The organism is Acinetobacter sp. NIPH 298 (assembly GCF_000369505.1).
GTDB lineage: Bacteria > Pseudomonadota > Gammaproteobacteria > Pseudomonadales > Moraxellaceae > Acinetobacter.
This window is the reverse complement of the sequence record NZ_KB850054.1, coordinates 508,444-535,207: the sequence shown is the minus strand read 5'-3', so window position 1 is coordinate 535,207 and position 26,764 is coordinate 508,444. Positions and strand designations below refer to the sequence as shown.

Sequence of the window (26,764 nt, the reverse complement as noted above, 5' to 3'; positions counted from 1 at the left end):
CCCCACTGCTGCCTCCCGTAGGAGTCTGGGCCGTGTCTCAGTCCCAGTGTGGCGGATCATCCTCTCAGACCCGCTACAGATCGTCGCCTTGGTAGGCCTTTACCCCACCAACTAGCTAATCCGACTTAGGCTCATCTATTAGCGCAAGGCCCGAAGGTCCCCTGCTTTCTCCCGTAGGACGTATGCGGTATTAGCATCCCTTTCGGAATGTTGTCCCCCACTAATAGGCAGATTCCTAAGCATTACTCACCCGTCCGCCGCTAGGTAATGTAGCAAGCTACATCACCCCGCTCGACTTGCATGTGTTAAGCCTGCCGCCAGCGTTCAATCTGAGCCATGATCAAACTCTTCAGTTTAAAATCAGTAGTACCTTTAAAGGGTACCAATCTTGGCTCATCAATTTTCTGACAAATATTTCTCAAATAAACTTCGAGTAATTTCTACCATCTAATCAATGAAAATAATTTCGATCGATTAACCAGTAAAAATCCACACAAGTTGTTCTTCTTCAATTCTTAATGATCTTCTCGATGATTCGTCACCATCAAGCTAGGTCGGCTATATTACTCTCAATCTCTTAAAAGTCAACAGGCAATTTAGATATTTTTAAAACTTATTCTCAAACACAAGATTCAAACCTTTCAATCCAAATCCTTGTTTCTCAACAAGTTTTTATCTGCATCACCGCCGATGGATGTGCATTCTACAGCATTTCTAACTCCACACAACCCCTTTTTTTCATTTATTGCGACGAGTGTCTATTTCTTGCACAAATAAGGCTGAAAATGTGGAATTTGATCTAATATTTGTTCAGTTTTACTCTTTTCTTGCCAATGCAAAGGGCGGCAATCGATATATTCACAATACCCCGTGCCTTCGTATGATTCATTTTTCCAAATTAACTGATAGTGAAAACTTCCCACATAACCTGCGGCTAAACCAAATTTATAATCGCCTCGACTTTGTGCTTTCAGGTGAAAAGTAACTTGATTATTTTCCTGACATTGCCAAATAAACTCTCGAGCTAGATACATATCACGCCCATTTGGTGTTTGGATTTTAGGATAAACCCGTGTTACATCAAAAATAACGTGCTGATCATAAAGTATGGTCTGTTGTTGGTCGTGCTGGATTTCAATTCTTGAAAAAATGATGTTATTCCATTGATTCCTTAACTCAGAAAGTATGATTTGAAGATCTGAACGAATTTGAATAATTTGATAAGTAAAAAAATGAAAGGCGATAAATGGCAAATAAACTGCTCTGGCATGCTTCAGAATACCTTGTGCTTCTATTTGATATTTTTGTTCTTTATAGATAATTTCACCTTCACACTGGCACCTTGCATACCAATAGTCAGCGACACCCCATTGCAAAGCCGAATGATTTTCGATTTCAGTGTACGTATTTACTTTTAACTGACAACTTAATTCTTCATCAAATCGTTTAAAATAATAATTGGGTGATTCGACTTGGATATCATCAATATCAAGAAATTGATAGCGATCAATTTCAAATTGGCATTGCTCTTTGGCACTATAACTTTTGAGATGTCCAACTGTTGCTACACTGCTGCTCACTAATACCGTTGCCGTATCAATCGCTGTTGTGGTGATCGCACTGGCGTTATAGCAAATCGGAATACGTGGCTGACCAATTAAACTAATGAAATTCAGATAATGAAAAGGTGCTGGCAGATTCGGCAGAATCAACGCCTGATAAACGATTTTAAATAAACCTTTGGGCGGGTAAAAAGTTAAAGCATCTGACTTATTGAGGTTCAGTTGCTTTAATTGATTGTTACTCATCAACATTGGCATACTGAACCTCCTGATTTTAAGTTGTTATTTTTGAGTCATTCTTTTTCGCAAATAAAGTCGTTACAAACCCTGAGAGCACATACAGGATACATACAATCAAGATACCTACTGGAATGTTGTACGTGATCGCAGCAAAAATCAAGACTACAGGCAACATCACGACAAATGGTACGCGTTTACGATCCATTTGTTTAAATGAGTAATACTTGATATTTGAAATCATCAACAACCCTATCCCGACCATAACGACAGAGTTAATAACTTGAATCACAATATCTTTTAAATCAAAGATAAATGGATAATCGCGTCCGACCCAAACCAGTGAAATCACAGTGACCGCAGCAAGCGGGCTAGCGATACCAATAAAGTAACGCTTATCCACCACACCAATTTGCACATTGAAACGTGCCAAGCGGAATGCCGCACATGCGGTATAGATAAAGCAACACGCTAAACCAATACGTCCTAAATCATGTAAGCTCCAGCTATACATTAAGATTGCAGGTGCAACCCCAAAAGCCAGCAGATCAGATAATGAATCATATTGTTCGCCGAAGGCACTCTGTGCACCAATCGCACGCGCCACTCGTCCATCTAATCCATCAAGCAATGCAGCGAGGAAAATCGCATAGATGGCTTGATTAAAGTTTCCATTCATACTCGCAATAATTGAGTAAAAACCAGATAGAAGTGCCGCTGTTGTAATTAAGTTTGGCCATAGATAAATACCACGACGTTTTACTTTTTGCCCTTCGTGCGTATGCTCTTCTTCTTCCACTTCAAATGTAATGCGATCAAAAGAACGCCCATCTTTATTTGAATCAGAATCAGGTTTAGGAGAATTTGTCATTATTTTCAATTCCTCGACAATATTTTGACGTCGGCGGGTTACTCACCCACCAACCAACGTACTGCAGCATGACCACCATTTTCACTCATACGCAAATGTGGAAATAACCATTGTAAAGCCTGATCAGCATCTTCTGAGAACTTCCACGGCGGGTTAATCACCAGTAAGCCACAACCATTTAATCCAACTGGCGTATCATCAGGCCATACACAAATTTCGCAGACCAATTGACGACGGATTCCAGTTTTAAACATTTTCTTTTCAAAACGCTCGATCATGGCACGATCTTTAATTGGATACCAAACCGCAAATACACCTGTTGGCCACTTGCTATGCGCGACTTGTAAAAGTTCAACCAATTGCGGAAAGTCTTTACGCTCTAATTCATATGGTGGATCAATCATCACCAATCCGCGTTTTTCTTTTGGCGGAATAACTCCAAACAAACCTTCATAAGCGTCACGCTCATGTAAGCCCATGCGTTTATCATGAATATTGTGACGCAACTCGGCAAATACATCGCGCTGCATTTCAAATACAGTCGCTTTATCAATATCTCGCATTGCTTGTAAAGCAAACCAAGGTGAACCCGGGTAACTCCCCTTACCTTCCTGCTCGCGTATCTTGCCAACCAATTTTAAAAACTCCTGAATAGACTCAGGTGCTTGGCGCTTTTCCATCTCGCTTAATTGCACTAAACGATGAATTCCTGTGAGGAACTCGCCTGATTTTTGTGATGGTGCAAGTGATAAATTATATTTACCCGCCCCACCATGGGTGTCGATATACCGATATGGTTTATCTTTAGCATTTAAACGAGTAAGCAGTTGAAGCAAAAGTACATGCTTCATAACATCGGCAAAGTTACCTGCATGGAAATGGTGACGGTAATTCATGTTGACAATTATTCCTCAATTCAAAGGATAGTTTATCATGAAAATAAAGGCTATTCTTTAACGTTGATGTGATCATCTAAAATTGTACTGTAATCAAATGAATGTTAACTGGAACTGTATGCAATTCACCTCGCTTCCTACATCTTGGAATATTGATCAAATTTTAGATGATTTAAATACGTCTGGATTTGCTTTGCTGGACGATGTATACCCACATGAATATGTGCGAGATCTGGTTCAAGAATGTAGTTCAAATTTGGAAGCATTTCGAGCAGCAGGTATACAAAATGGTGTGGTCAGCCATATTCGAAGTGATCACATTTTGTGGATTGATGATCAACTCCCAATTGCTGAAAAGCATATCAACACCTTAGAAAACTTATCGCAGGCATTGAATCAAGCATTCTATTTGGGGATTAAAGAAGTCGAAGCTCATTTTGCTTGTTATAACGCAGGTGAGTTTTACGCATTGCATCGCGACAATCCTCAACAAAAGAATGATCGTATGATTTCAACCGTTTTTTACTTACACGAAAGCTGGCAAGAAGATTGGGGTGGTCAGTTACGACTCCAAGATAAAAATGATCAATGGCACATCATCCAACCTGTATCAAACCGCCTTGTCATCTTCCAAAGTGATTTATTACATGAAGTGTTGCGGTCAAAGCAACAGCGCTTATCCATTACAGCGTGGCTACGGAGTAGTAATTCAATTTGGAATGGATAACTGCATAAACACGCAGACAAAGTAAGGTTGTGAAGTTTATGGCATATCAACCTTTAAATCGCGACAAATAGCCTTATATATCTAAGCATAACTGACGATTTTGGATCAATGAATGACGAATGAAACCAAAGATGTAATTGCTCGTATTGGTGAAACAGATCAACTCTATCTATCGAGTGACACACCAGAGCTGGCTTTAGAACGTGCTGACTTGCGCTTGCAATTGGTCATGCTGAGCCATATTCGTCAGGAACAAGTGCATTTTTTACAAGAAGCCATCGTCCTGCTTGAACAGGCACGCATTGCAAATGATGAAATGCCCCTGAGCTTGTATTTGAATTTGTCTTTATATTTAGCCAAAGCATATATGATGTACTTTGAACTGACCAAAGAGCAGCGCTTTGCTTTAATTACCCAGCAAATTTTAAAACCTTTGGCACATAACCATCATGTGGATATTTATTTCTTTTTGGCCTATGCCTCAACCGCTAAAAAAGAACATGCTTTAACTCAACACTGGTTGAAAAAATATGTGTCATGTATCGACTATGATTTAGCGTTATTACAAGAACATTCAGCATTTAAGTTAATCCGTCAGGAAGACTGGTTTAAAGCTCTCATACGAAATAAAGCTCACTAGGGTCTGTTGACATTTCACAGATGCTTGCGACAGTGGACATTTTTTAGATGGTACAAGGCATGTTTTGCGAAATTTAGTCATTCTAAATGAGCAAGACATAACGCAGTAGCAGCAAAAAATGCCCCTGTCCCATAGGGTTATGGCTAAAACTTCCCCAAACTTCGTTATGAAACTTGACAAGGGGATCGCCATTGCCTGCGCTTCATGCCTTGTTTGAGTCGTTTTTGCCTATAACGCAATGCATGGCTGAAATGTCAACAGACCCTAATCATGTGAGCTTTATTTTTTGATTTTTTAATGCGTACTATCAAGGTGTAATTGCTGATTCAGTTCATCAATCACGATCGCCCACTCATCATCTTTATCAATATGACTTTTTAAGAAATCTCTTTGTCCTGCACTCCAAAACTCAGCTTCATGCAGTCTTTGTCCAGCACTGAGTTGATGTGTTTGGACAAAACGTTCAATTGCGGCTTCATCGGCGCCAAGTCCTAGCTGTTCAAACAATAATTCTAATGTCGGTTGTTGCTCAAACATTTTTCTTCTCCTTTAATCTTCTATATCCAATTTAACAACAAACAAGAAGTCGTTGCAGAAAAGACATTTATTTTCTTGTTGCTTTTTGTGTTTATCATTTTTAACGCATAAAAAAACGCCTTCAAATGAAGGCGTTCTCAAACTTATCTAAAAATAGATAAATTATTTTAACATGTCAGCAATTGCCGCACGTTCATCTTCAAGTTCTTGAAGTGTGATGTTCATACGCTCACGGCTGAATTCATCAATTTCAAGACCTTCAACACGTGTGTATTCACCATTTTCACAAGTTACTGGCACACCGTACATTACGCCTTCTGGAATACCATAAGAACCGTCAGATGGGATACCCATAGTTACCCATTTGCCGTTTGTACCCAACGCCCAGTCACGCATATGATCGATTGCAGCATTAGCAGCTGAAGCAGCTGAAGACAAACCACGTGCTTCGATGATCGCAGCACCACGTTTACCAACTGTCGGAAGGAATGTATCTTTATTCCATTCTGCATCGTTGATTTTGTCTTTTAAGCTTTCGCCATTTGCAGTTGCAAAACGGTAGTCAGCATACATCGTTGGAGAGTGGTTACCCCAAACTGTTAATTTTTCGATATCAGAAACAGCAACACCCGCTTTTTGAGCAATTTGAGTCAAAGCACGGTTGTGATCAAGACGTAACATTGCGGTAAAGTTTTTCGCTGGAAGATCTGGAGCAGATTTCATTGCGATATAAGCATTGGTGTTTGCAGGATTACCTACAACCAATACTTTAACATCACGGCTCGCAACTTCGTTTAATGCTTGACCTTGACCAATGAAGATTTCACCGTTGACTTTCAACAAGTCAGCACGTTCCATACCAGGACCGCGTGGACGAGAACCGACCAACAAAGCATAGTCAGCATCTTTAAATGCAACTTTAGGATCATCAGTCCCGATCATGCCCGCCAATAATGGGAAAGCACAGTCATCAAGTTCCATCATCACGCCTTTAAGCGCTTGTTGAGCTTTCTCAAAAGGAACTTCAAGCAATTGTAAAATTACAGGTTGATCTTTACCTAGCATTTCACCGCTTGCAATACGGAATAATAAGCTATAACCAATTTGACCTGCAGCGCCTGTAACGGCAACACGAACGGGTTGCTTCATGTGATATTCTCCAATGAGGTGCGTTAGCACGATTGAGTTCAGTTGTGACTCAATCGAATTATCATAAACGGCAAAGATTGTACTCTAAAGCAGCATCTTATGCATGTAAAAGAGAATGATTTCAACAAAAGTCTGATAGAAAATACAAATCAAGCCAGTCAAAAAGTTAATAACTGCCTTTAATCGTAAATTCATTTGGGCATCCTGTCACAACATGGCTAGCACATTGTTTATATTGCCCATTTTTCTGATAACAGACGCGTATTTCCGTTAAAATCGAATCTGATTTTGAGGATTGACAGCTAAAGCGAATACCATTCGCTGGTAAGGATGGATTTAATTTGGTGAATTGCTGTCTAAGACTTTCTTTCTGAACCGCAATTGTATTTGGACTGGTTAGATCTGCTGGAACTTTTAAGCGCTCTGCAAAGTTAATAATCGTCCTAAAATATTGACTGGCATTCATCGGAACGCAGCCCCCTACACTCTGCCAAAGCTGTACACGTTCATTTTCGTTTGGCATCACACGTGCAACCACGGTTGCTTGCAGCGGTGAAAGCTGAGCAGATGATTTCGTTTCACAATTACGATTTACAGGAACTTCTGGAAGTAGACTTGAAATTGTAAGCGAATATCCCTCTAGACATTTACGTTGTTTTTGTTTTGAAGAATCTAAGGCACAAACGGCAGGCGTCATTTGCACATGCAAGATATAGCCAGCAATATTCGGGCGATCTGCTGCATATAATGGCGTGCCAAATGACAAGATGATGCAACAAAGCAATGCCTGCCCCAATCTTGTCAACCGCCTTTCAAGTAAATCTATCGATTTCATCAAATGCCAAAACTTCATGATTTCAAATTAAACATCCAATTGTATTTTTAAGGGGTATTGCGTACAGGAATCGCCCCCATCCTTTTTTCTAGGGATTGAGGACCCTGTCCGAGCACCACACCATAATGTGTTGCATTGGTCATGACATGTTTAACGTAGTCACGTGTCTCCAATAATGGAATGCTTTCTGTGTATTGATCCGCAGCAATGGTTTGACCATCGGGTTGCCAACGTCGCGCACGATTCGGACCTGCGTTATAACCTGCTGTTGCCAGCACTGCATTCCCACTCAGTTGCCCTTGAATCATAGAAAGATAATAGGTGCCGTAACGAATGTTGGTATTCATTTCACTTAATGCTGCTGGGTTATAGGTTTCACCCATTTGACGCGCAATTAACTTGGCGGTATTTGGCATGATTTGCATTAAGCCACCTGCGCCAACATGCGAGCGAGCTGAAGTGACAAAACGACTTTCTTGACGCATCAGACCATAAGCCCAAGCAGGATCAACGCCAGCATTGTAGCTATGACTGCTCACATTACTACGATGCGGGGTAGTATAACGATAGGTATCATTATGTCTCGATGTGGTTCGATCAGCCGCATAAATCGCTCGATCATACCAACCCATATCATGTGCGCGTTTTGCCGCTGCCAATAATAGGCCATCATCTTGTTGCAAATAGGCTTGTCGAACAGCCCAATTCCATTCTCTATTAGTATACGTTGCAGGTGCATTGACATCTCTTAATGTAAATGCCCGCTTAAAATGAATATTTTGGTTGAGTCGCTGAATATCTTGTGAACTTGGTTGTTCATCGTATGGCTTATGATTATACCGTTCGCCTAAACGATCTTTGGCAAGTAAATTATGATAGTCATCACCAGCTTGAGCCAGTCTACGATAAATCTGCTGGGCTGCTTGTTTAGATGCTGCATCTGAACGTTGCTCAGACGCTCGAGCCAGCCAATATTGCCAACGATCTTCTTGCTTCTGGGTTACCGACATCGCATCAATCGCACGAATCAGACTTTCCCATGAACCAAATCGAATCGACTGACGCGCATAAATTTCCGCTTCTTCAGGACTAAATGGATAACCATAACTTTGATCAAAAGCATTCAACACACTACGATTAAAACCATTTTTCATGACCGTAGTACCACCGACATAGCCCACTGTACGATACAAATACTGTTGTACTGCAGGTGGCGTGTCTTGAACAGCACGTGGAAGATTGGCCAATGCATTGGTTAGGTCACTATCCGCAATCCGCCCGATAGCGAAAATGAGATAAGCATAATCGGCATCATTGCTTTTGGTCGCACTCCATAAATACTCTAATGGATTGGCTTGAATCTGATTGAATTGTGCTAAAGATAAGCTCAATCCTAGTGCTTGAGCAGTTGCGACAGCCGGCCCTGACTGCCCTGCACGTAACTGTCCCCACAATCTTTGCTGACGATCTTGTGCGGTCATTAATGGACTAGAAAGCATCATTCGACCTAAACCATTGCATGATTCAGGCTGAGAATTTGTGGTCAACCAAATGTCTTTATACTCTGCAAAAACTAAACTGTCTCCAGTTCTCGCTCTGACTTGCGCGATGGCACAGCTTTCTGCTTGGTCAGGATTGGTCACATAACTTAAAACTGGTTTAGCTTCAGCAAAACTCGCAAGTTTAACTTTTTCCTCAACATAATCTGCTGCCAACTTTTCTGCCATCGCAGATTGCGGATAGCGTTGGGCAAAACTAATAATGGCAGATGCGGGCTGAAAACCAAGATTGGTATTTAATTTCCAGTATTCTGGATAATAACCTAATACATCATTTTGCATTTGCTCTTGAAATTGATCGAGCATCGCAATGTTACTGGCATTGGCAGCACGTAAAGCATCATTAAACTGTGCATCTAAAGCATAGATGGATGAACACGCTAGCAAGCCACCCATTGCGATAAAACGGCGGAAGTTGTTCTTGTTGTTCACTTTATTACTTTCCATCGTTATAAAATCACCTTGCTTTTTCATCGTCATCAATCAATATGCCCAATTCACCCAACGGTGATAGTGTAATAAGTCTGGCTTTCCTCTATTGTTGTGTTATGTAACTTACTGATTCATATTCATTAACGCTTATACAATTTTCATCACAAACTGTCTTTTTTTGTCAGTTTTTTATTCTCTCCGCACATACAAAAATACTGCTATAATCCGCGCTTTGTTCAAACTCACCTTGTTCAGGAGCCTGCATGACGGTTCAAACATTCATTCCAAGTGCTTTAAAAGCTGCCTCAGAAAACACTGTTACCCAGCCAATGCACACCACTGATGTTTCAATTAAAAAACTTTATATTGAAACGCAAGGGTGTCAGATGAATGAGTATGACAGTCACCGTATGGCAGATTTACTCGGCGATTCACACGGTTATGTACTGACCACTGATCCCAAAGAAGCTGACATTTTACTGATGAACACTTGTTCTATTCGTGAAAAAGCTCAAGAAAAGGTTTTTAGCGGATTGGGACGTTGGCGCAAACTCAAAGAACAGAATCCAGATCTCGTGATTGGTGTTGGTGGCTGTGTTGCATCGCAAGAAGGCGACAACATTCAGAAACGCGCACCTTATGTCGATATGGTCTTTGGTCCACAGACCCTACATCGGTTACCGCAAATGCTTGATCAGCATCAGGCCCAAATCGAAAAACCGAAAAAAGATAAAATTAAACTGGTTGATATTTCTTTCCCAGATATTGAAAAGTTCGACTTTCTACCAGAACCACGCGTGGAAGGCTTTAAAGCTTTCGTGTCGATCATGGAAGGTTGTTCTAAATACTGTTCATTTTGTGTCGTTCCTTATACTCGTGGTGAAGAAGTTTCTCGCCCACTGGATGATGTCTTGGCGGAAATTGCAGGACTCGCAGAAAAAGGTGTACGTGAGATCAGCTTGCTTGGTCAAAACGTCAATGGTTATCGTGGTGAAACATTTGAGGGTGATATCTGTACGTTCCCAGAACTACTTCGCCTAGTGGCTGAAATCCCTGGAATTGGACGTTTGCGTTATACCACCTCTCACCCACTTGAATTTTCTGATGAACTGATTCAATGCTACCGTGACTTACCACAAATGGTGTCGCATTTGCATTTACCTGTACAAAGCGGTTCAAATGATGTACTCCAAGCAATGAAACGTAATCACACCATTGATGTGTATATTGATAAAATCGCCAAACTACGTAAAGTCCGTCCAGATATGCACTTATCCAGTGACTTTATTATTGGTTTCCCGGGTGAAACTGATGCGCACTTTGCTGAAACCTTACAGTTTATTAAAGACTTAGATTTTGACCATTCTTATAGTTTTGTGTATTCAAAACGTCCGGGCACACCTGCTTCTGACCTCGCTGATGACACACCAGATCAAGTGAAAAAAGATCGTTTAGCACAAGTGCAGCAAGTGATTAAAAAATCGAGCATAGATAAAACCGATGCCATGCTGGGTAAAATCGAACGTGTGCTGATTGAAAAAGTATCTGATAAAGATCCAAATGTATTAATGGGAACAGCGGACAATACTCGTTTGGTTGCCTTTATCGGTGATGCAACTTGGGTTGGACGTTTCGCAGAAATTGAGATTACTGAAATTAAAACTTTAAATTTAGTTTATGGTGAACTCTTGAATCTTGAACCTGACGTGGCGTAATGTAGAGGTATTCTCATAAGTCAATAAGAGGGTTTCTCTTGACTGCAGCGATTCGACGTACAGTAACGTTCCCTGAGATTTCAATGGAACGCTTGAAAAGCATGCTCGGTGCGTATAACGGGCATTTAAAACAAATCGAACAACGTTTAGATGTCAAAATTACTCACCGAGGCGATGCTTTCTACCTCGACGGTGAGATTGAAACGGTCGAAAGAGCCGAAGCATTATTGCAACGGCTCTATGCGGAGTCTGAAACATCACAACAAGTCAGTGCTGATTTACTCCATCTTATGATCCAATCCTCCCAAACCGACCGAGACTTCGAATTGGTCGGTGAAGGAATAGATCAAGATGAGACCCCCTTAGATGTCTATTTCCAGACCCGTAAAGGCCGAATTAATCCTCGCGGCACAAACCAAAAACGCTATGTGCAACGTATCCTACAAAGTGATATTTCATTCGGTATTGGTCCAGCAGGTACAGGTAAAACTTACCTAGCTGTTGCTGCTGCCGTCGATATGCTGGAACGTAATGAAATCCAACGTATTTTATTGGTTCGTCCTGCTGTCGAAGCAGGTGAGAAACTTGGTTTTCTACCCGGTGATTTAACCCAAAAAATTGATCCATATTTACGCCCACTTTATGATGCTTTATATGAAATGCTTGGCTTCGAGAAAGTCGCCAAACTGATCGAGCGTCAAGTGATTGAGGTTGCCCCGCTTGCTTATATGCGTGGTCGTACTTTAAACCACTCTTTTGTGATTTTAGATGAAGCGCAAAACACCACGCCTGAACAAATGAAGATGTTCCTCACTCGTTTGGGCTTTGGTTCTCGTGCTGTCATTACGGGTGATGTCACGCAAGTTGATTTGCCGCGTGGTCAACAATCTGGTTTAGCACAAGCTTTGCGTGTCCTAGAAAATGTACATGAAATCCATATCACACGTTTCCACTCTCGTGATGTGGTTCGTCATCAATTGGTACAAAAGATTGTTGAAGCTTACGAAGGCTGGGACAGTGAGCAACAGCGTTTATCCGCTGAAGCCCGTGCCGAACGTAAAGCCAAACAAGAAGCGCTGATTGCAGAGAATGACTCCGCAGCAGATGCACAACACATTTAAGAAAAACCTCACCCCTGCTTTATAACAGTGGGGGTGAGGACGATTAATTAAGGATCTATTTTTGAAAATCAATCTAAGTCTTCAACAAGACTTTCAAACAGCTGAACTCCCCCTAAAACGTGGTCAAATCAAAAAACAGCTCGAAACTGCATTACGTCATGTTGGTTTCGAGGTTGACTGCGAAATAGGCATTGCTTGTGTAGATGTTGCTGAAAGCCATGAGCTGAATTTGCAATATCGTGAAAAAGACAAACCGACCAATGTACTGTCTTTTCCAAGTGATATCCCAGAAGAAATGCTTAACCTACTGGATGCAGAGCCGCTGGGTGATTTGGTTATTTGTATTCCTGTGGTTTTACAAGAAGCCACTGAGCAACAAAAAACACCGAACCAACATTTCACTCACCTACTTGTTCATGGTGTTTTGCATTTATTGGGTTACGATCACGAAACCAATGAAACAGATGCTGAAGAAATGGAAGCTTTGGAAATCGCGATTCTTAAAAAGCTCGGGGTTGCAAACCCATACCAAGCCGATGAGATCTGAGTAAAGTATCTATGTATATCGTCATTTTTAAAGCCACGATTAAACAACTTGATGCAACTTATTCAGAAATGGCGCAAAAGCTAAGAAATAAAGCTTTAGCGGAATTTAACTGTGTAAAGTTTGAAGCATGTAGTGAAAATGGTTTTGAAATTGCGCTGTCATACTGGAATTGCTTGGAAGATATAAAGCGCTGGCAACAAGATGCAGAACATCAAGTTGCTCAGCATCTAGGTAAAGAAAAATGGTATCAAAGCTTTAGTGTTGAGATCTGCAAAGTAGAACGCTCCTACTCAGCTTAAATTGGATTGTGGATAATGAATAACTTATCCACATTTTCCATATTTAAGTCCACTTCAATTGCCTTTTACTATTCATCAACTCAATGCACTTCAAACTCGGCATCTACGGGATCAAAACGCCATGTCCGAATGATACGTAATTCCGAAATCTCTTTCATACCGGCATCAAATGCGCCAAATGGCGCGCCACGACGAACCGAGGCTCGCGCTGCCTCATCCAAAATCGGGTGTCCAGAACTTTCAATTAAACGGATGGCACGAATACCACCCTGTGCATTTAAAATCACCATTAAGCGAACTTCGCCCGCTAAACGCTGTTGCTTGGCTGCATCTGGATAATAGCGATTGCCATACAATTCTACCTTTTGACGGAACTTATCCAAATAAGCCGCTGATGCATCTTGTTTGGCTTGAATACCATCAACCGTTTTAATACGTTGTTTACGGCTGAAATTTTGTTGTCGTTGTAAATATTGCGCTTCTAAGCTTGCCACCATCGCTGCTTTTGCTTGGAACTGACTTTGCAATTCTTCTAAAGCTTTTTTACGCTCACTTTGCTCTGCTTGTTTCTGCCAACTGAGTACGGTCATCAGCACTTTTTCTTCAAATTTTAGCTCTCGCTTTTGTTGTATCGTTTCAAGGCTCTCCAATTCGTTTTCACCTGCTGTTGCATCAATTTGCATCGGTGATGGCATATCACTCGACATACGATGTGCTTTGTGAAAGTCTCCTGAACCAGTTTGATCAGTTTGCGCTAGAAAATCTGCATCTTTAACTTTTTCTTGACTCAAGCGAACTGAGACCGCGATTTCTTTGGTCGAAGTATCCGATGGAGATGGCATCGCAAACTGAGTCACCAGTACGCCACCATGTAATAGCATCGCTAAAGCAACAGCCCCAACGAAAATTGGATCTTGCCACCAATGATGAGACAACTCAGTACGAAAATTTATTTTATTCCACATGGTATTTAAGCGACAAAAGTCGCATCCCCAACGGCACTCACCGTATAAAAACCAAACCAATATTCAAAAGTTAAGAAAAATGTGATCCACTTATGGTTGCAGTGTTTCCATACCTTCATTTTATGAAAATGTAGCAATTAATTTTGCTACACTGCAAGCTACAAATTTAATTTTATTTTTTAGTTAATAAAAGATGGCGAATAAACCATTCACTTTCTGGAACAACTTTTATGCAAGCGCTACTCTCATCCGTCGTTAAACGTCTACGTAAAGTTTACCAAAAAGCTGAAGAATTCATCGAAGAAGAAAGAGAATTTCCACTTTCACAAGTATTTGTGAATGCAACCATGGAGCGTTACGTCACAGAAAATGTAGAGATGATGCAAGACCTACATGCGGATTTGTATGATGGTTGGTTACGCTTGTATACCACTTTGGATGTTAAAGGTTTACACACCACACTTTCTGTAGACTTAAAACTAATTCAGATGGAAATGAATCAAAATGTACAATTAATGGTGTTTGAGCAAATTAGTAATACCCAAGTCATCGAAGCAAAATTTAAAAATATCTTCCAAAAATGGGGCTTCTATATTGCCATTTGGTACTATCAAAAATTCAAAGAAGAAGATCCTCTAGGCAAGATTTTAGCGCATTTTGAAATTGTGACCGTTAAAGATGATTTGCTATATCTTGATTTAAATCGCTGGTTTGGCAAAAAACCAAGCATTATCGAAACACTCAGTAAAGTCCACGTCAATCGTGCTCGGGTTCGTCCAGCAGAACTGATTGTATGGGGCAATGTCAATCTTGCTGCAATGTTATATCCATCGGATGATGATCGCTTTGATGATGAGGATATAGAAGACACCACGGTGACGCCCATCCTGCAAAAGAACTTAAAGAAAAAATAAGATTCACTCGAAATCAGGCAAGTAACCTCTAGGTTCTTGCCGCCAATAAAACATATAACACCATGATCTATACGAAAATTAACAAGTGCTGAGTAAAAAGCCTGATTTTTTCTTCACAATCTACAGGCATAATAATTATAAATCCTCCTGATAAGCGAGTGATGCATGATGTATTTACTCAAAGGACATCGTATTATGACAAAGAAATTATCGAAAGTTCTTGGTATCACCACCGTAAGCTCCGCTGCAATCTTGTGTGCAAGCTTATCGAGCCATGCTTTGGCAATGACACCATTCCAAGCAAGCTATCAATTTAGCTACAACAATAAAAACTTAGGTTCAGCTACTCGTACCTTGTCTCAACAAGGCAACAACTGGACCTATCAATTTACAGCGAAAGCGGGTGGCATTGCTTCAGCGTCTGAAACCAGTCAGTTTGGTTTTGTCGACAATAAAATTATTTCTCAGAAATTTAGTCGCAGTAGCAAAATTTTAATCCACAACAATACAATGAATATTAACTTCAACCCGAACAGTAATGTCATCAACACTAAAAAAGATGACAAATCTCGCTCATTTGCATGGCAAGCAGGCGCATTAGATGAACTCAATGCTGAGCTGCAAATCCGTGAAGATTTGAAAAACAATACCCTCAGAACCAAATACCAAATCGCCGATGCAAAAGCATTGGATGATCGTCGCTTTGTAAGACAAGGAACCGAAACGATCAAGACCAATTACGGTACCTTTAATACGATTAAAGTCGTGATGCAACACGACAAGCCTGAACGCAATACCGTATTTTGGTTAGCACCACAACTTGACTATCTTCCAGTAAAAATGGCGCACAATGATGGCAAATCATCTTATGGGCTATTATTAACGGGCTATTCAGGTAAATCCAATTAATCGCTAAAGCAACCAGATATCGCAAACTTATGTGAAATATCACCAAACTCTGTAATTTTGGCTTGCAATTTTTTCGATGCTTTCTAAAATATGCCTTTGCTTGAAAAAGCATCCGTTTTAGAGGATTCTCCCGTGTACGCTTTAGAACAGAAAATCTTAAATGAAGGTATCGTTCTATCTGATCAAGTCTTAAAAGTTGATGCTTTCTTAAATCACCAAATCGACCCTGTGCTTATGCAGTTGATTGGTAAAGAGTTTGCTGCTCGCTTTAAAGACGCAGGTATTACCAAAATCATTACCATCGAAGCATCAGGGATTGCACCAGCAATCATGGCTGGACTAGAACTCGGTGTACCTGTGATTTTCGCTCGTAAATACCAATCATTAACGCTTAAAGATGATCTTTACCGTTCTAAAGTGTTTTCATTTACCAAACAAACTGAAAGTACTATTGCGATTTCAAACAAGCACATCAACTCAAGTGATAAAGCACTGGTGATTGATGACTTCTTGGCAAATGGTCAAGCTGCACTTGGTCTGATTGATTTGATCCATCAAGCGAATGCTGAAGTGGTCGGTGTTGGTATCGTGATTGAGAAATCATTCCAAGTCGGTCGTGATTTACTCATTGAAAAAGGCTATCGTGTTGAATCTTTGGCGCGAGTTAAATCTTTAGTCGATGGCAAAGTAACTTTTGTAACTGAATAAGATTCAATATCCAGAAAAAGCGGATGATCACTCATCCGCTTTTTTATTTAGCAACAGTCCCAGTTATAGAGGACTTTAGAAAAATCTCTTTTCTTTAAATCTTCTGGGTGAATAAAGAAATTGCCGACACCAGAATCCCCCCACATAATATCGTTTTCGGCATCATCCGTATCCAATTGAAATAGCAAAATATAGTCTTGAATATTTTCCTTATAGCCACGTGGATCGCTTTGTGTAAAAAATGGATAGCCACCTAATCGATGCCCGCTTGCAGAAAGCAATTCATGGTAAGGCTCAATAAAATCATTTTCGAAATCGCCCCCCTCGAATTGATCTTCAAAATCGTAAAGTTCATCAACATTGAGAATTTTCTTTCCAAAAGCAAAATCTTCCAGACTAATGACCTGCTCAGCATGCTGAAATTCAATCGAATACTGTCCAGTAAAAGGCAAATAAGCATCTTCATCAAATTCAAGCTCGGAAAAATCCTGTTTTAAGTGTGTTGAATCTTCAATAATCTGATCAAAATATAAAACTTTAAAGCTTGATTGCTGCTGTTGGTCATCAAAATTCATCCCATATAAATCATCGGCAGCAATATAGAACTGCAAAATTCCCGTGTCTGGAAAATGAGGTAAATTTGGAGTTTCAGCAAAATTGAACTGCGCCAATAAAACCAATGGATTGCCATCCGAGTCAACCGGATACGCGACCTCTAGCGGTAAATAAGGCTGCCCACCAATCTTACTTTGCCATAAAGTTAAATCATCACTTGGTGTTAGCTGCATGGTGACAGTCGGCAGCATAGTTGCTGAAATTTTTTCTAAGTATGGATGCAAAGTACTCGGTAAATTCTCAGGTTGAAGTTTCATTTTGTTGATTATCCATGTCGCTATTTATAGAACTTAATATAAAACAAGAAGCTAAATTAAAATAGAGAACAAAGTCTGTACTGCGACAGTTAGTGACGCTCAATTGCCCCATTATTTATCACATAAATTCTGATAAGATTAGCCCAAGCAAAATCTGCGATAGGAATGACGATGCGCACATACTTAGACCTTTTACAACATATTCTCGACAATGGCGGCGACAAAGGAGACCGCACAGGAACTGGGACACGTTCAGTATTTGGTCATCAAATGCGCTTTGACCTCTCCAAAGGTTTCCCCTTATTAACCACCAAGAAAGTCCACTTTCGTTCGATTGTGATTGAACTACTTTGGTTCCTGAAGGGTGATACCAATGTGCAATATCTAAAAGACCACAAAGTCTCAATTTGGGATGAATGGGCAACCGCAGAACAAACTGCTCGTTTTGGTCGTCCTGAAGGCGAACTCGGTCCTGTTTATGGACACCAATGGCGCAACTTTGGCGCGACTCAAAGTGACGACGGTAGCTATCAGCAAAATGGTTTTGATCAAATCAAATGGCTGGTAAATGAAATCAAAACCAATCCAAATTCACGTCGTCTAATCGTATCTGGTTGGAATCCAAACGAGGCTGGGAAAGTTGCACTCCCTCCTTGTCATACCCTGTTTCAATTTTTTGTACAAGATAACAAACTGTCATGCCAACTCTATCAACGAAGTGCCGATGTCTTCTTAGGTGTGCCATTTAATATTGCCAGCTATGCCCTACTCACTCATATGATTGCGCAGGTCTGTGGCTTAGAGGTTGGTGATTTTGTCTGGACAGGTGGTGATACTCATCTATATGCCAATCACTTTGAACAAGCGCAATTACAGCTTTCTCGTGAGCCATTAGCTTTATGTCAATTAAAACTCAATCCAGAGATCAACGATATTTTCGACTTTAAATTTGAGGATATTGAAATTGTAGGCTATGAATCACATCCTGCAATTAAAGCACCTGTCGCAGTTTAATTATTTTAGAGAGAACACCACATGGCATGGCAAGGAACTGAAGTTGTACACGTTGTGGCAATGGACCAAAAAAACTGTATAGGTAAAGGCAATGCACTACCGTGGCATATTTCTGCCGATCTTAAACATTTTAAAGCCATCACCCAAGGCGGCGTGGTGATCATGGGCCGAAAGACCCTTGAATCCATGGGACGAGCACTGCCAAATCGCGTGAACTGGGTGATTACTCGTGACCCATCTTGGCAGTTTGATGGGGTTAAGGTGGCGCATAGCATCGAAGATGCATTAAATGCTGCACTTACAGACGTACAACACTCTGAAAAAGCATCCTTATTTATTATTGGGGGTGGAGAGATTTTTAACCAAACACTTGCGATTGCCGATCGTCTGGAACTCACTCATGTGGATTTAGATGTACAAGGCGATGCTCATTATCCAAAAATCTCTGAGGACTTTCATAAAGTAAACTCAGAACAACATACTGATGAAAAATCAAATATCACCTTTGAGTTTGCAACTTATCAAAAATAAAAAATGGATCGCGAATTGTTATGCATAACATTGGATCACGTGAGTTTTTCATTGCGCTAGGGATAGGACTCTTACACAGTACTTTTACCCTATTCGTGATCCTTTCAAGTGCATGGTTGTGTCTTGCTTTATGGATTCAACAACCCCTTGGCAGTGTTTTTAGTCGTCTGATCATACTGCTTTGGGTCTTATTTGCACTCAGCTTAATTGGTTTTTATATCAGTGGTCATATTTTTAGTCGGCGCACTGACATTATTCTTTATTGTTGTGCATTTGCTTGTTCACTGCTTTGGTATTTCTCATTAGATGCAAGACAAGATCGTGAATGGGATCCTGAGGTTGCAGAACAATTCAATTATGAGAAGCATGGCGATATTGTTACATTACATCATGTTCGCAATTTTAACTGGCATGCCGACGGCAGTTATGATGTTCGTTGGGAAAACCGCACTGTTGACCTGAGTAAAATTACCGGCATTAATGTCATTGCATCATACTGGATGGGACCACAGATCGCCCATACGCTAGTAAGTTTCGATTTCTCAGACCAAAAACCCTTGGTCTTTTCGATTGAAATCCGTAAGGAAAAGGGCGAATCATTTTCAGCAATTGGTGGTTTCTTTCGTAAATATGAGCTGAGCCTGATAGCCTCTGATGAAAAAGATATTGTGTATACACGAAGTAATATTCGTAACGAACAAGTCTATCTATTCCCCATCAAAATGCCTGCTGATGAGCGCAAGGCTTTATTTATTGAATATCTAAATAAAGCAGATGAATTGCGTGCTGAAGCAAAATGGTACAACACGCTAACCAGTAACTGTACCACCCTCATTTTTGACATGGCACAGGCCATCAACCCACACAGATTGCCGAAAGATTACCGCCTTTTGGCTTCGGGCTATTTACCCAATTATTTACATGATCTGAAAGCACTGAATCAAAACTACAGTATGAAAGAGTGGTATCAACTGGCTCATATCAACCCTCGTTCAGAACAATACGCTAAACAACCCAATCAAAGTAGCGAGTTTTTTTCGGCCGTTATTCGTACTGGCCTGCCTAAAACTGAATAAACCTCATACTAGTTTTATTAGAAATGAATTAATATTTACAAAAGAATACGCTACATACCATCCTTCTACATCAATATTGATTTAAATCATAGCCATATAAACACAACGACTTGGATTTCAATTTTTATGTTAAAAACATTGTTAACTTCTAGTACTTTGGCGGTTGCGGTTGTCATGTCTGGTTGTGCAGGCACTGAATCGCTGCATACCTCATCCAATGCATCTCAAAAAGAAAGTATCGGCTTATATAATCGTACGTGGGTCGCGACACAGATTAATGGTGTTGAGATCGAAAGCAATGCGCTCTCTGGTAAACAACCATCGATCCAATTGGATGCTCAAGCAAAACGTTTCTCTGGTGCGGATGGTTGTAACAAGATTTTTGGTAGCTTTGAAAGTAATGCCAAGCAGTTACAACTTGGTCCAATTGCATCGACCAAAATGGCTTGTATCGGCAATGACAATGCAACCCTCTCACGTCAATATTCCGACGCCTTAACCAATACTGCAAGCTATAAGATCAAAGGACACGAACTTCAATTCTTAGACAGTTCTGGCAAAGCCCTCGTCAGTTTCATGACAGTGACTCAACCATTGCCTTAATGCTTTATTATAAAAAAGTAAAAGTTCGTTTCAAACACGGGCTTTTACTTTTTGAGCACTTGGTTTACTTTAGACACATTATTAAAAAATAAAAATTGGGGAACTTTATGCAACAGGCACTGTTTGGTGGTGGATGTTTTTGGTGTGTAGAAGCTGTATTTCTACAACTCAGAGGTGTTGAAAAAGTGGTCAGCGGGTATGCTGGCGGAATTGTTCAACACCCAAGTTATGAGCAAGTCTGTCAGGGCACGACACAACATGCTGAAGTTGTACTCATTGATTTTGATGAACAACAAATCAGCTACACTCAGCTCCTAAATGTATTCTTCACCACGCACGATCCAACCACATTGAACCGTCAAGGCAACGATATCGGTACACAATACCGTTCTGTTATTTATTACTTTAATGATGAACAGAAACAACTTGCAGAGCAGGTGATTCAAAGTTTGGAAGATGAAAGCTTAAATATTGTCACTGAACTGAGTCCTGCCCCGATCTTTTATCCTGCTGAAGATGAGCATCAAAATTTTTATGCGCGCAATCCCTCACAAGGCTATTGCAACTTTAGCATTCCGCCGAAGCTCTCTAAATTGCGGGCAAAGTTTATGGATTTACTCAAAACCGAGTAGACATAAAAAAAGCAACGCTTGGCGTTGCTTTCAATTTTTTATCAGGCTGAATTAAATTAATTTTCACTAACAAAAGCAATATTACTTAAGCCTGCTTCACTGGCACGAGACATCACTTGTGCAACTGTATCGTATTTTGATTCTTTGTCTGCGCGTAGTTGCACAGTCGGTTTATTCTCTGCTTGACCTGCCTCTTGGAAACGCTGTTCTAGCTCATCTAAACTAATAATTTGCGTATCCCAAGCCACCGCACCACTCGCATTAATACTAATGGTAATTGCTTTTGGTGGCGGATCTATAATTTCAGCCGTTGTCTTTGGTAAGCTCAATGGAATTGATGGGCTAGCAACCGTTGCCGTGACTAAAAAGATAATCATCAATACCAACATAATATCGATCAGAGGAATGAGGTTCATCTCATTCATGCCACTGTCGTGATCTTCACCCAATTGAAAGCCCATTTTAAGCTTGACCTCCAACTAAACTTTGTTGAGTCGCTTTAGTTTCAGTCTTTGCGGTGCTTTCTTGCTGCAACATGGTATCAATCAACAAGCCATGTGCCTGATCTTGTAAATCATGTGCCAAACCACGGTTGAAACGCATACAGATATTGTAAGCCAATACCGCAGGAATCGCCACCGCAAGACCTAGACCCGTCATGATCAACGCCTCACCGACAGGAATCGCAACTTGTGCTAAACCAGCCTGACCGCTTTTACCGACCGCCACAAGTGCATGGAAGATTCCCCACACTGTACCAAACAAACCAACGAACGGTGCAAGTGAAGCAATTGTCCCAAGTACTGATACGCCTTTTTCTGCTTGTGATTTCTCAGCAGAGATTTGGCGCAGTAGGGCTTGTTCAGCGACTGCTTTACGCTGCTCAAAAGTTAATGGTTGTAACTTCGCTTTAAGCGTCGTCAAAGCCTGAGCAAGCTGAGCATAAGCCTGTTGTTTTAATTGGCGTGTTCCTAAAATACGTAGAATAAAAATCGTCCACGTCGCAATCGACATTGCAAGAAGAATGAAATACAGCGTCTTACTCACTGCATCTGCATGTTGCCAATAAACTGAAAAGTTCATACTCGAACTCCTAATTAAAGTTAGCCGTTAAGGCTTAAATCTTTTAAAGGGTTAAATCTAATGGTAGCTCTGCTTTAATCGGATAAGCAACGCCATTTTCCATATACGGTTTGAATCTTCCACTTCGAACCTGCCTTACCAGCTTTTCATCTAATGCAGGTAATCCGGTACTACGTACAATACGAACACTAGTAATCTTTCCTTTCTCATCTGCTTCAATCGCGACCACAGCAGACCGTGGTTGGTTTTCCATGTCTTTTGCAGTTGCTGTTGGCTTCGGTGTACGACTCCATTGGATACCAGCACCACCAATTGATACACTTTTTGGTGATGGATCAGCAGCAGCTTGAGGTTTAGCGGCTTCTTGAACAGGTTTTGGTTTTTCAACCACCTTTTCCGTTACAGTTGTACTAACAACTGTCGTTTCAATCTTCGTTTCAACTTTTGGTTCGGTTTTTTGAATCACTTGCTTAGGTGCTTCAGCTTTTACTTGCTGCACTTTTTCAATTTTCTTCGGTGGTGGAGGTAATGGTTTTTCAACGATTTTAACCTCTTTCACTTCTTTCTTAGGTTCAGGCTTTGGTGTCTCTTTAGGTTTAGGGAGTTCAGCTTTTGGAGGTTCTTTAATTTTAACGAATTTAACCTTAAGCGGCTCTTTTTCGATTGGTTTCAACTCAATCGTTTTGATGTGGCTAACCGCCCACAAAACTCCCACATGTCCAATCACAACTGCAACTAAGGCAGTGATGATTTTCTTTTTCATCGGGCTTGACGTGTTGAATGCTGCAGGAGATGGACTCATAAAAATCAAAGTACCTAATAGATGGTGTTCGTAAAAAAACGATCACACACATCGGATAGAACAATTAAAGTGCTGCAATAATAAATGAGAAGTGTTTTCATTTGCAACTATTTTTTTGTGAATATGAATTAAATTAATAACTCAACCCATTTAAAAAGCAATATTATAACATAACAGTACCGTGTGGTAAAAAAACATGCCGATCGGCATGTTCTTTCTTATGACATAGAGCTTTAGGTCTATTAGAAAACGACGGTCTTATTTCCATCGACAATAATACGGTCTTCTAAATGCCATTTGACTGCACGTGCCAATACATTACGTTCAACATCTTCGCCTAACTCACGTAATTGTTCAACGTTATAATCATGGCTAACACGCTCAACATCCTGCTCAATAATTGGCCCTTGGTCCAAGTCCGCAGTGACATAATGCGCGGTTGCACCAATCAATTTCACACCCTTTTCATAGGCTTGCTTATATGGGTTCGCGCCAACAAAAGCAGGTAAGAATGAATGATGAATGTTGATGATCTTCATTTCCCATTTAGCGACGAAGTCTTCACTCAAAATTTGCATATAACGTGCTAAAACAAGTAAATCATTGCCTTGCATCATCTCATTGATTTGCGCATAAGCTTCCGCTTTATTGTCTTTGGTCACTTTTATCACGGTAAATGGAATACCAAAATTCTCAACCGCTTCTCGCAAATCTTCATGATTTGAAATCACATGGGTAATTTCACACTCCAATGAACCACGCGCATGACGCCATAACAGCTCAAGCAAAGCATGGTCAACTTTAGAGACTAAAATCCCGACTTTTTTCAATTCATTTACAAAGGCGAGTTTCCATTGCATCCCATAACGTTCAGCAACATTCGCAGCAAAGGTTTGCATCAAAGCTTCTTTGCGAGAATGCAAATGATCCAACTCAAACTCAACACGCATAAAATAACGTCCGCCTTGAGCTTCTGTTGCGTACTGATCAAGTGCGGTAATGTTTGCTCCCTGATGATACAAAAAGCTCGATACAGCTTGCACGATGCCTGGCTTGTCTTCACAAGTAATCAGTAATCGTGCTGTATGGGCAGTAGTCGTGTTCATGTGGTTAATATCACTTATTCAAATCAAATTAAAATCAAGCCGAGCATTCTAACGCTTTTTTGTCACGGACTAAATAGCTGTCGCCTACCCGCCATCATTTTTAAGCATTGACAAGCTTGCAAAAAGATCAGAGGGGCCAAGCGATTGAAGTAACAGCTCATAAGTCTGACGACTTTCACCCATTAAATAAGGTCCTTCTAAAAACAACATTTGTCGTAATGCTTGCCATACCCACTTTTCTTCTAAGTGGTTGTTGTCACTAATATGACCTGACATATAGAGGAAATTGGTCCAGTTGGTCAGCACGATCCATAAGTTGATAATCAACGCTTCAATTTCAGAATCAGTCATTTTCATCAACCCAGCATCAACGAATGCACGATAGATTCTTTGCCCTTGTTGCATGACCTGCCCCGCGAATCGGGGATAAATTTTCCTAAAATCATCATTGTTTTCAACAAGATGATAAACATCACGATGAATAAAACGATAAGCCCAAAGTTGATTGCTTAACACCTGAAAATAACTAATCTTGTCATTGGCATTGAGTTGACGATCATCAGGTAACGCCAACATACCTAAGGTCTCAGCCTGATATTGCAGCGCAAGTTCCTTAATGATTTCTTGCTTATTACGAAAGTGATAATACAAATTGCCTGGACTAATACCGAGTTCGGCCGCGATGTGATTGGTCGTGACGGAACGCTCGCCACGCTCATTAAATAGCTGCAAACTGATCTGCAAAATTTTGTCTTTAGTTTTGTTCGGTTTAGCATTCGACATCGTTTTCAACCATCTATAAGATTATCAATGAGTTATAAAACAAACCCACAAGGCGACTTGACACTTTAGAGTATTTACTCTAAAAATGAAAAAGTAAATAAGTTTTCTTTTGGTCTACTCCTATGAACAGTCAAACAAAAACAACCGCAATGACACCTCATGTTGATGTAAAACGGCTACATGATTTGCTTGAACAGCAAAGAGTTGCTTACCAACGTCATCCTGTCCCAAGCGCAAAAGAACGTATTGAGCGCTTGGCTCGACTTAAAAACATTTTGGTAAAGTACCAAGATGAATTTGCGAATGCAATTAGTCAAGATTATGGCAATCGTGCCATTATGGAAACCAAAATTGGTGAAGTTCTTACCTGCTTAGAACATATTAAATACTATAGCAAGAACTTGACCGAATGGATGAAACCATCTAAACGACATATCAGCATGTTACACCAACCAGCTAAAGGCTGGGTACAATATCAGCCCTTAGGCGTCATTGGTGTTATTGCACCATGGAACTATCCACTATTGCTCTCCGTTGGCCCACTGATTTGTGCATTGGCTGCGGGCAATCATGCCATGATTAAAATTTCTAGTGCATCATCAAACTTTGGTTATGCGCTCGAAAATGCGCTTTCAGAAGCCTTCCCTCAAGAATTAGTTGCCGTTGTAAATGGTGGCGGTCCTATTTCAGATGCATTTAGTCATCTTGCATTCGACAAACTGATTTTTACTGGCTCGACCTCTGTCGGTAAAACGGTCATGGCCGCTGCTGCTCAGAACCTTGTTCCGGTTATTTTGGAACTGGGAGGTAAGTCTCCAGCACTCGTTCACTCATCCATGAATATTCGTGATGTCGCTCAACGCATTGCGGTTGGAAAGCTTTGGAATGCAGGTCAAACCTGCGTTGCGCCAGATTATATCTTCTTGCCTAAAGGTAAGACGGCTGAATTCACGAAGCATTATCAAGACTTTGTGAATAGCATGTATCCAACTTTAGCTGACAACAATGACTACACCTCGATTGTCAATGACAAACAATATAACCGTCTACAAGGCTATCTTGAGGATGCACAAAAGCAAGGTGCTCATATTGTTGAGTTAAACAGCAAGAATGAGTCTTTGACTGAAGCTCGTAAAATAGCACCGACTTTATTGACTGGTGTCAGCACTGACATGGAAATTATGAAGAATGAGATCTTTGGTCCAATTCTGCCTATTTTAGAATATGAACACATCGAAGATGCGCTTCAATTCATTAATAGTCGTCCTCGTCCATTGGCTTTCTATTATTTCGATGTTGACAGTGCGCGTGCAGAATATGTTGCGGGGCGTACTCATTCAGGACATTTTGGTATTAACCAAGTCTTAACTCATGTCGCTCAAGACGACCTGCCATTTGGTGGTGTCGGTGCATCAGGTATGGGCAAATATCATGGTAAGGAAGGATTCTTTAGCTTCTCACACGAACGCTCGATGATGTCTAATCCTGTAAGCCCTAAACTTTATAGTTTAAAATTCATTCTTCCGCCATATAATAAAGCGGCGCACAAACTGCTTTTGAAAACACTATTTCGCTAGGCTGATCAAGGCATGACCTATCAAACAAGTTCATGCCTTGTTTTTACCAATTTCGCTTGTCT

General features: G+C 40.6%; 29 protein-coding genes and 1 rRNA gene. 15 read left to right on the top strand and 15 right to left on the bottom strand.

From position 1 onward, the window contains the following. The 4 genes from F903_RS04915 to F903_RS04900 form a co-directional block, all read right to left on the bottom strand. Positions 1-356 (bottom strand): 16S ribosomal RNA (locus F903_RS04915); the annotation flags it as partial. A gap of 402 nt (positions 357-758) precedes the next feature. Beyond that, positions 759-1,820 (bottom strand): DUF6670 family protein, encoded by a 1,062-nt coding sequence (locus tag F903_RS04910; RefSeq protein ID WP_005195036.1) that lies wholly within the window; start codon positions 1,818-1,820, stop codon positions 759-761. Positions 1,821-1,836: 16 nt separating this feature from the next. Beyond that, on the bottom strand, positions 1,837-2,670 hold the full coding sequence (pssA, locus tag F903_RS04905) for a CDP-diacylglycerol--serine O-phosphatidyltransferase (protein ID WP_004668642.1): 834 nt from the start codon (positions 2,668-2,670) through the stop codon (positions 1,837-1,839). Positions 2,671-2,708: 38 nt separating this feature from the next. Beyond that, positions 2,709-3,566: a 23S rRNA (adenine(2030)-N(6))-methyltransferase RlmJ gene (locus F903_RS04900; protein ID WP_005195033.1), complete on the bottom strand. Its 858-nt coding sequence runs from the start codon at positions 3,564-3,566 to the stop codon at positions 2,709-2,711. 118 nt (positions 3,567-3,684) lie between these two features. Here F903_RS04900 and F903_RS04895 point away from each other — a divergent pair, with 118 nt between their 5' ends. Together F903_RS04895 and F903_RS04890 are read left to right on the top strand one after the other, a co-directional pair. Then, complete coding sequence (locus F903_RS04895; protein WP_005195031.1) at positions 3,685-4,293, top strand: 2OG-Fe(II) oxygenase; 609 nt, start codon at positions 3,685-3,687, stop codon at positions 4,291-4,293. Positions 4,294-4,405: 112 nt separating this feature from the next. Then, complete coding sequence (locus F903_RS04890; RefSeq protein ID WP_004668639.1) at positions 4,406-4,933, top strand: hypothetical protein; 528 nt, start codon at positions 4,406-4,408, stop codon at positions 4,931-4,933. A gap of 294 nt (positions 4,934-5,227) precedes the next feature. Here the strand turns inward: F903_RS04890 and F903_RS04885 are convergent, their stop codons facing one another. From F903_RS04885 to F903_RS04870, 4 genes are all read right to left on the bottom strand, one after another. After that, positions 5,228-5,470 (bottom strand): DUF2789 family protein, encoded by a 243-nt coding sequence (locus F903_RS04885; RefSeq protein ID WP_005195028.1) that lies wholly within the window; start codon positions 5,468-5,470, stop codon positions 5,228-5,230. A 162-nt stretch (positions 5,471-5,632) separates the two neighbouring features. Next, positions 5,633-6,619 carry a malate dehydrogenase gene (locus F903_RS04880; RefSeq protein WP_004668635.1) on the bottom strand — a complete coding sequence of 329 codons (987 nt, stop codon included), beginning with the start codon at positions 6,617-6,619 and terminating at the stop codon, positions 5,633-5,635. Between the two features lie 166 nt (positions 6,620-6,785). Beyond that, positions 6,786-7,454 carry a ribonuclease T2 family protein gene (locus F903_RS04875; RefSeq protein WP_005195026.1) on the bottom strand — a complete coding sequence of 223 codons (669 nt, stop codon included), beginning with the start codon at positions 7,452-7,454 and terminating at the stop codon, positions 6,786-6,788. A 47-nt stretch (positions 7,455-7,501) separates the two neighbouring features. After that, positions 7,502-9,460, bottom strand: coding sequence for a lytic transglycosylase domain-containing protein (locus F903_RS04870; protein WP_171065208.1), 1,959 nt, complete (start codon positions 9,458-9,460; stop codon positions 7,502-7,504). Between the two features lie 248 nt (positions 9,461-9,708). Between F903_RS04870 and miaB the strand changes: the two genes are divergently transcribed. The 4 genes from miaB to F903_RS04850 all read left to right on the top strand — a co-directional run bounded on the left by miaB (position 9,709) and on the right by F903_RS04850 (position 13,127). Continuing rightward, the gene (gene miaB / locus F903_RS04865; RefSeq protein ID WP_004668629.1) at positions 9,709-11,160 is read left to right on the top strand and encodes a tRNA (N6-isopentenyl adenosine(37)-C2)-methylthiotransferase MiaB; all 1,452 of its coding nucleotides are present in this window, start codon (positions 9,709-9,711) and stop codon (positions 11,158-11,160) included. Positions 11,161-11,198: 38 nt separating this feature from the next. Further along, positions 11,199-12,281 (top strand): PhoH family protein, encoded by a 1,083-nt coding sequence (locus tag F903_RS04860; RefSeq protein ID WP_005195023.1) that lies wholly within the window; start codon positions 11,199-11,201, stop codon positions 12,279-12,281. 61 nt (positions 12,282-12,342) lie between these two features. Continuing rightward, positions 12,343-12,828 carry an rRNA maturation RNase YbeY gene (gene ybeY, locus F903_RS04855; protein WP_004668625.1) on the top strand — a complete coding sequence of 162 codons (486 nt, stop codon included), beginning with the start codon at positions 12,343-12,345 and terminating at the stop codon, positions 12,826-12,828. Between the two features lie 11 nt (positions 12,829-12,839). Continuing rightward, positions 12,840-13,127 (top strand): antibiotic biosynthesis monooxygenase family protein, encoded by a 288-nt coding sequence (locus F903_RS04850; protein WP_005195021.1) that lies wholly within the window; start codon positions 12,840-12,842, stop codon positions 13,125-13,127. 80 nt (positions 13,128-13,207) lie between these two features. Here F903_RS04850 and F903_RS04845 read toward each other — a convergent pair whose 3' ends face one another. Next, the gene (locus tag F903_RS04845) at positions 13,208-14,092 is read right to left on the bottom strand and encodes an energy transducer TonB (RefSeq protein ID WP_005195019.1); all 885 of its coding nucleotides are present in this window, start codon (positions 14,090-14,092) and stop codon (positions 13,208-13,210) included. A 230-nt stretch (positions 14,093-14,322) separates the two neighbouring features. Here F903_RS04845 and F903_RS04840 point away from each other — a divergent pair, with 230 nt between their 5' ends. The 3 genes from F903_RS04840 (at position 14,323) to F903_RS04830 (ending at position 16,623) form a co-directional block, all read left to right on the top strand. After that, complete coding sequence (locus F903_RS04840) at positions 14,323-15,006, top strand: hypothetical protein (protein WP_005195017.1); 684 nt, start codon at positions 14,323-14,325, stop codon at positions 15,004-15,006. A gap of 195 nt (positions 15,007-15,201) precedes the next feature. Continuing rightward, on the top strand, positions 15,202-15,915 hold the full coding sequence (locus tag F903_RS04835; RefSeq protein WP_034594885.1) for a DUF3108 domain-containing protein: 714 nt from the start codon (positions 15,202-15,204) through the stop codon (positions 15,913-15,915). Between the two features lie 132 nt (positions 15,916-16,047). Further along, positions 16,048-16,623, top strand: coding sequence for a xanthine phosphoribosyltransferase (locus F903_RS04830; RefSeq protein ID WP_034594882.1), 576 nt, complete (start codon positions 16,048-16,050; stop codon positions 16,621-16,623). 47 nt (positions 16,624-16,670) lie between these two features. Here F903_RS04830 and F903_RS04825 read toward each other — a convergent pair whose 3' ends face one another. Then, positions 16,671-17,495, bottom strand: coding sequence for a YwqG family protein (locus F903_RS04825; protein ID WP_005195013.1), 825 nt, complete (start codon positions 17,493-17,495; stop codon positions 16,671-16,673). A gap of 171 nt (positions 17,496-17,666) precedes the next feature. Between F903_RS04825 and thyA the strand changes: the two genes are divergently transcribed. From thyA to msrA, 5 genes are all read left to right on the top strand, one after another. Then, positions 17,667-18,509: a thymidylate synthase gene (gene thyA, locus F903_RS04820; protein WP_005195011.1), complete on the top strand. Its 843-nt coding sequence runs from the start codon at positions 17,667-17,669 to the stop codon at positions 18,507-18,509. Positions 18,510-18,530: 21 nt separating this feature from the next. Continuing rightward, entirely contained in the window at positions 18,531-19,040 is a 510-nt protein-coding gene (locus F903_RS04815) for a dihydrofolate reductase (RefSeq protein WP_005195010.1), read from the top strand. 20 nt (positions 19,041-19,060) lie between these two features. Beyond that, positions 19,061-20,116 (top strand): Lnb N-terminal periplasmic domain-containing protein, encoded by a 1,056-nt coding sequence (locus tag F903_RS04810; RefSeq protein WP_005195008.1) that lies wholly within the window; start codon positions 19,061-19,063, stop codon positions 20,114-20,116. A gap of 126 nt (positions 20,117-20,242) precedes the next feature. Continuing rightward, complete coding sequence (locus F903_RS04805) at positions 20,243-20,719, top strand: META domain-containing protein (RefSeq protein WP_005195006.1); 477 nt, start codon at positions 20,243-20,245, stop codon at positions 20,717-20,719. 107 nt (positions 20,720-20,826) lie between these two features. Further along, the gene (gene msrA / locus F903_RS04800; protein WP_005195004.1) at positions 20,827-21,351 is read left to right on the top strand and encodes a peptide-methionine (S)-S-oxide reductase MsrA; all 525 of its coding nucleotides are present in this window, start codon (positions 20,827-20,829) and stop codon (positions 21,349-21,351) included. Between the two features lie 56 nt (positions 21,352-21,407). Here msrA and F903_RS04795 read toward each other — a convergent pair whose 3' ends face one another. From F903_RS04795 to F903_RS04775, 5 genes are all read right to left on the bottom strand, one after another. Next, positions 21,408-21,812, bottom strand: coding sequence for an ExbD/TolR family protein (locus F903_RS04795; RefSeq protein ID WP_005195002.1), 405 nt, complete (start codon positions 21,810-21,812; stop codon positions 21,408-21,410). A gap of 1 nt (position 21,813) precedes the next feature. Next, positions 21,814-22,434 (bottom strand): MotA/TolQ/ExbB proton channel family protein, encoded by a 621-nt coding sequence (locus F903_RS04790; RefSeq protein ID WP_004668569.1) that lies wholly within the window; start codon positions 22,432-22,434, stop codon positions 21,814-21,816. A gap of 43 nt (positions 22,435-22,477) precedes the next feature. After that, on the bottom strand, positions 22,478-23,236 hold the full coding sequence (locus tag F903_RS04785) for an energy transducer TonB (protein WP_005194992.1): 759 nt from the start codon (positions 23,234-23,236) through the stop codon (positions 22,478-22,480). Positions 23,237-23,478: 242 nt separating this feature from the next. Then, the gene (purU, locus tag F903_RS04780) at positions 23,479-24,342 is read right to left on the bottom strand and encodes a formyltetrahydrofolate deformylase (protein WP_005194991.1); all 864 of its coding nucleotides are present in this window, start codon (positions 24,340-24,342) and stop codon (positions 23,479-23,481) included. Between the two features lie 84 nt (positions 24,343-24,426). Then, a complete protein-coding gene (locus tag F903_RS04775; RefSeq protein WP_004668564.1) occupies positions 24,427-25,125 on the bottom strand; it encodes a TetR/AcrR family transcriptional regulator in 699 nt (232 codons plus the stop codon). A 122-nt stretch (positions 25,126-25,247) separates the two neighbouring features. Here F903_RS04775 and F903_RS04770 point away from each other — a divergent pair, with 122 nt between their 5' ends. Beyond that, on the top strand, positions 25,248-26,702 hold the full coding sequence (locus F903_RS04770) for a coniferyl aldehyde dehydrogenase (protein ID WP_005194990.1): 1,455 nt from the start codon (positions 25,248-25,250) through the stop codon (positions 26,700-26,702). Positions 26,703-26,764: the final 62 nt, after the last annotated feature.

Bases quoted from the DNA above. Each gene is read 5' to 3' on its own strand.
- F903_RS04840 (WP_005195017.1), top strand. From the start codon at position 14,323: ATGCAAGCGCTACTCTCATCCGTCGTTAAACGTCTACGTAAAGTTTAC.
- msrA (WP_005195004.1), top strand. From the start codon at position 20,827: ATGCAACAGGCACTGTTTGGTGGTGGATGTTTTTGGTGTGTAGAAGCT.
- F903_RS04785 (WP_005194992.1), bottom strand. From the start codon at position 23,236: ATGAGTCCATCTCCTGCAGCATTCAACACGTCAAGCCCGATGAAAAAG.
- F903_RS04810 (WP_005195008.1), top strand. From the start codon at position 19,061: ATGCATAACATTGGATCACGTGAGTTTTTCATTGCGCTAGGGATAGGA.
- F903_RS04790 (WP_004668569.1), bottom strand. From the start codon at position 22,434: ATGAACTTTTCAGTTTATTGGCAACATGCAGATGCAGTGAGTAAGACG.
- F903_RS04870 (WP_171065208.1), bottom strand. From the start codon at position 9,460: ATGGAAAGTAATAAAGTGAACAACAAGAACAACTTCCGCCGTTTTATC.
- purU (WP_005194991.1), bottom strand. From the start codon at position 24,342: ATGAACACGACTACTGCCCATACAGCACGATTACTGATTACTTGTGAA.
- F903_RS04895 (WP_005195031.1), top strand. From the start codon at position 3,685: ATGCAATTCACCTCGCTTCCTACATCTTGGAATATTGATCAAATTTTA.
- F903_RS04845 (WP_005195019.1), bottom strand. From the start codon at position 14,092: ATGTGGAATAAAATAAATTTTCGTACTGAGTTGTCTCATCATTGGTGG.
- F903_RS04805 (WP_005195006.1), top strand. From the start codon at position 20,243: ATGTTAAAAACATTGTTAACTTCTAGTACTTTGGCGGTTGCGGTTGTC.
- thyA (WP_005195011.1), top strand. From the start codon at position 17,667: ATGCGCACATACTTAGACCTTTTACAACATATTCTCGACAATGGCGGC.
- pssA (WP_004668642.1), bottom strand. From the start codon at position 2,670: ATGACAAATTCTCCTAAACCTGATTCTGATTCAAATAAAGATGGGCGT.
- F903_RS04825 (WP_005195013.1), bottom strand. From the start codon at position 17,495: ATGAAACTTCAACCTGAGAATTTACCGAGTACTTTGCATCCATACTTA.
- F903_RS04835 (WP_034594885.1), top strand. From the start codon at position 15,202: ATGACAAAGAAATTATCGAAAGTTCTTGGTATCACCACCGTAAGCTCC.
- F903_RS04775 (WP_004668564.1), bottom strand. From the start codon at position 25,125: ATGTCGAATGCTAAACCGAACAAAACTAAAGACAAAATTTTGCAGATC.
- F903_RS04850 (WP_005195021.1), top strand. From the start codon at position 12,840: ATGTATATCGTCATTTTTAAAGCCACGATTAAACAACTTGATGCAACT.
- F903_RS04885 (WP_005195028.1), bottom strand. From the start codon at position 5,470: ATGTTTGAGCAACAACCGACATTAGAATTATTGTTTGAACAGCTAGGA.
- F903_RS04795 (WP_005195002.1), bottom strand. From the start codon at position 21,812: ATGGGCTTTCAATTGGGTGAAGATCACGACAGTGGCATGAATGAGATG.
- miaB (WP_004668629.1), top strand. From the start codon at position 9,709: ATGACGGTTCAAACATTCATTCCAAGTGCTTTAAAAGCTGCCTCAGAA.
- F903_RS04910 (WP_005195036.1), bottom strand. From the start codon at position 1,820: ATGCCAATGTTGATGAGTAACAATCAATTAAAGCAACTGAACCTCAAT.
- F903_RS04900 (WP_005195033.1), bottom strand. From the start codon at position 3,566: ATGAATTACCGTCACCATTTCCATGCAGGTAACTTTGCCGATGTTATG.
- F903_RS04880 (WP_004668635.1), bottom strand. From the start codon at position 6,619: ATGAAGCAACCCGTTCGTGTTGCCGTTACAGGCGCTGCAGGTCAAATT.
- F903_RS04770 (WP_005194990.1), top strand. From the start codon at position 25,248: ATGAACAGTCAAACAAAAACAACCGCAATGACACCTCATGTTGATGTA.
- F903_RS04875 (WP_005195026.1), bottom strand. From the start codon at position 7,454: ATGAAATCGATAGATTTACTTGAAAGGCGGTTGACAAGATTGGGGCAG.
- F903_RS04815 (WP_005195010.1), top strand. From the start codon at position 18,531: ATGGCATGGCAAGGAACTGAAGTTGTACACGTTGTGGCAATGGACCAA.
- F903_RS04890 (WP_004668639.1), top strand. From the start codon at position 4,406: ATGACGAATGAAACCAAAGATGTAATTGCTCGTATTGGTGAAACAGAT.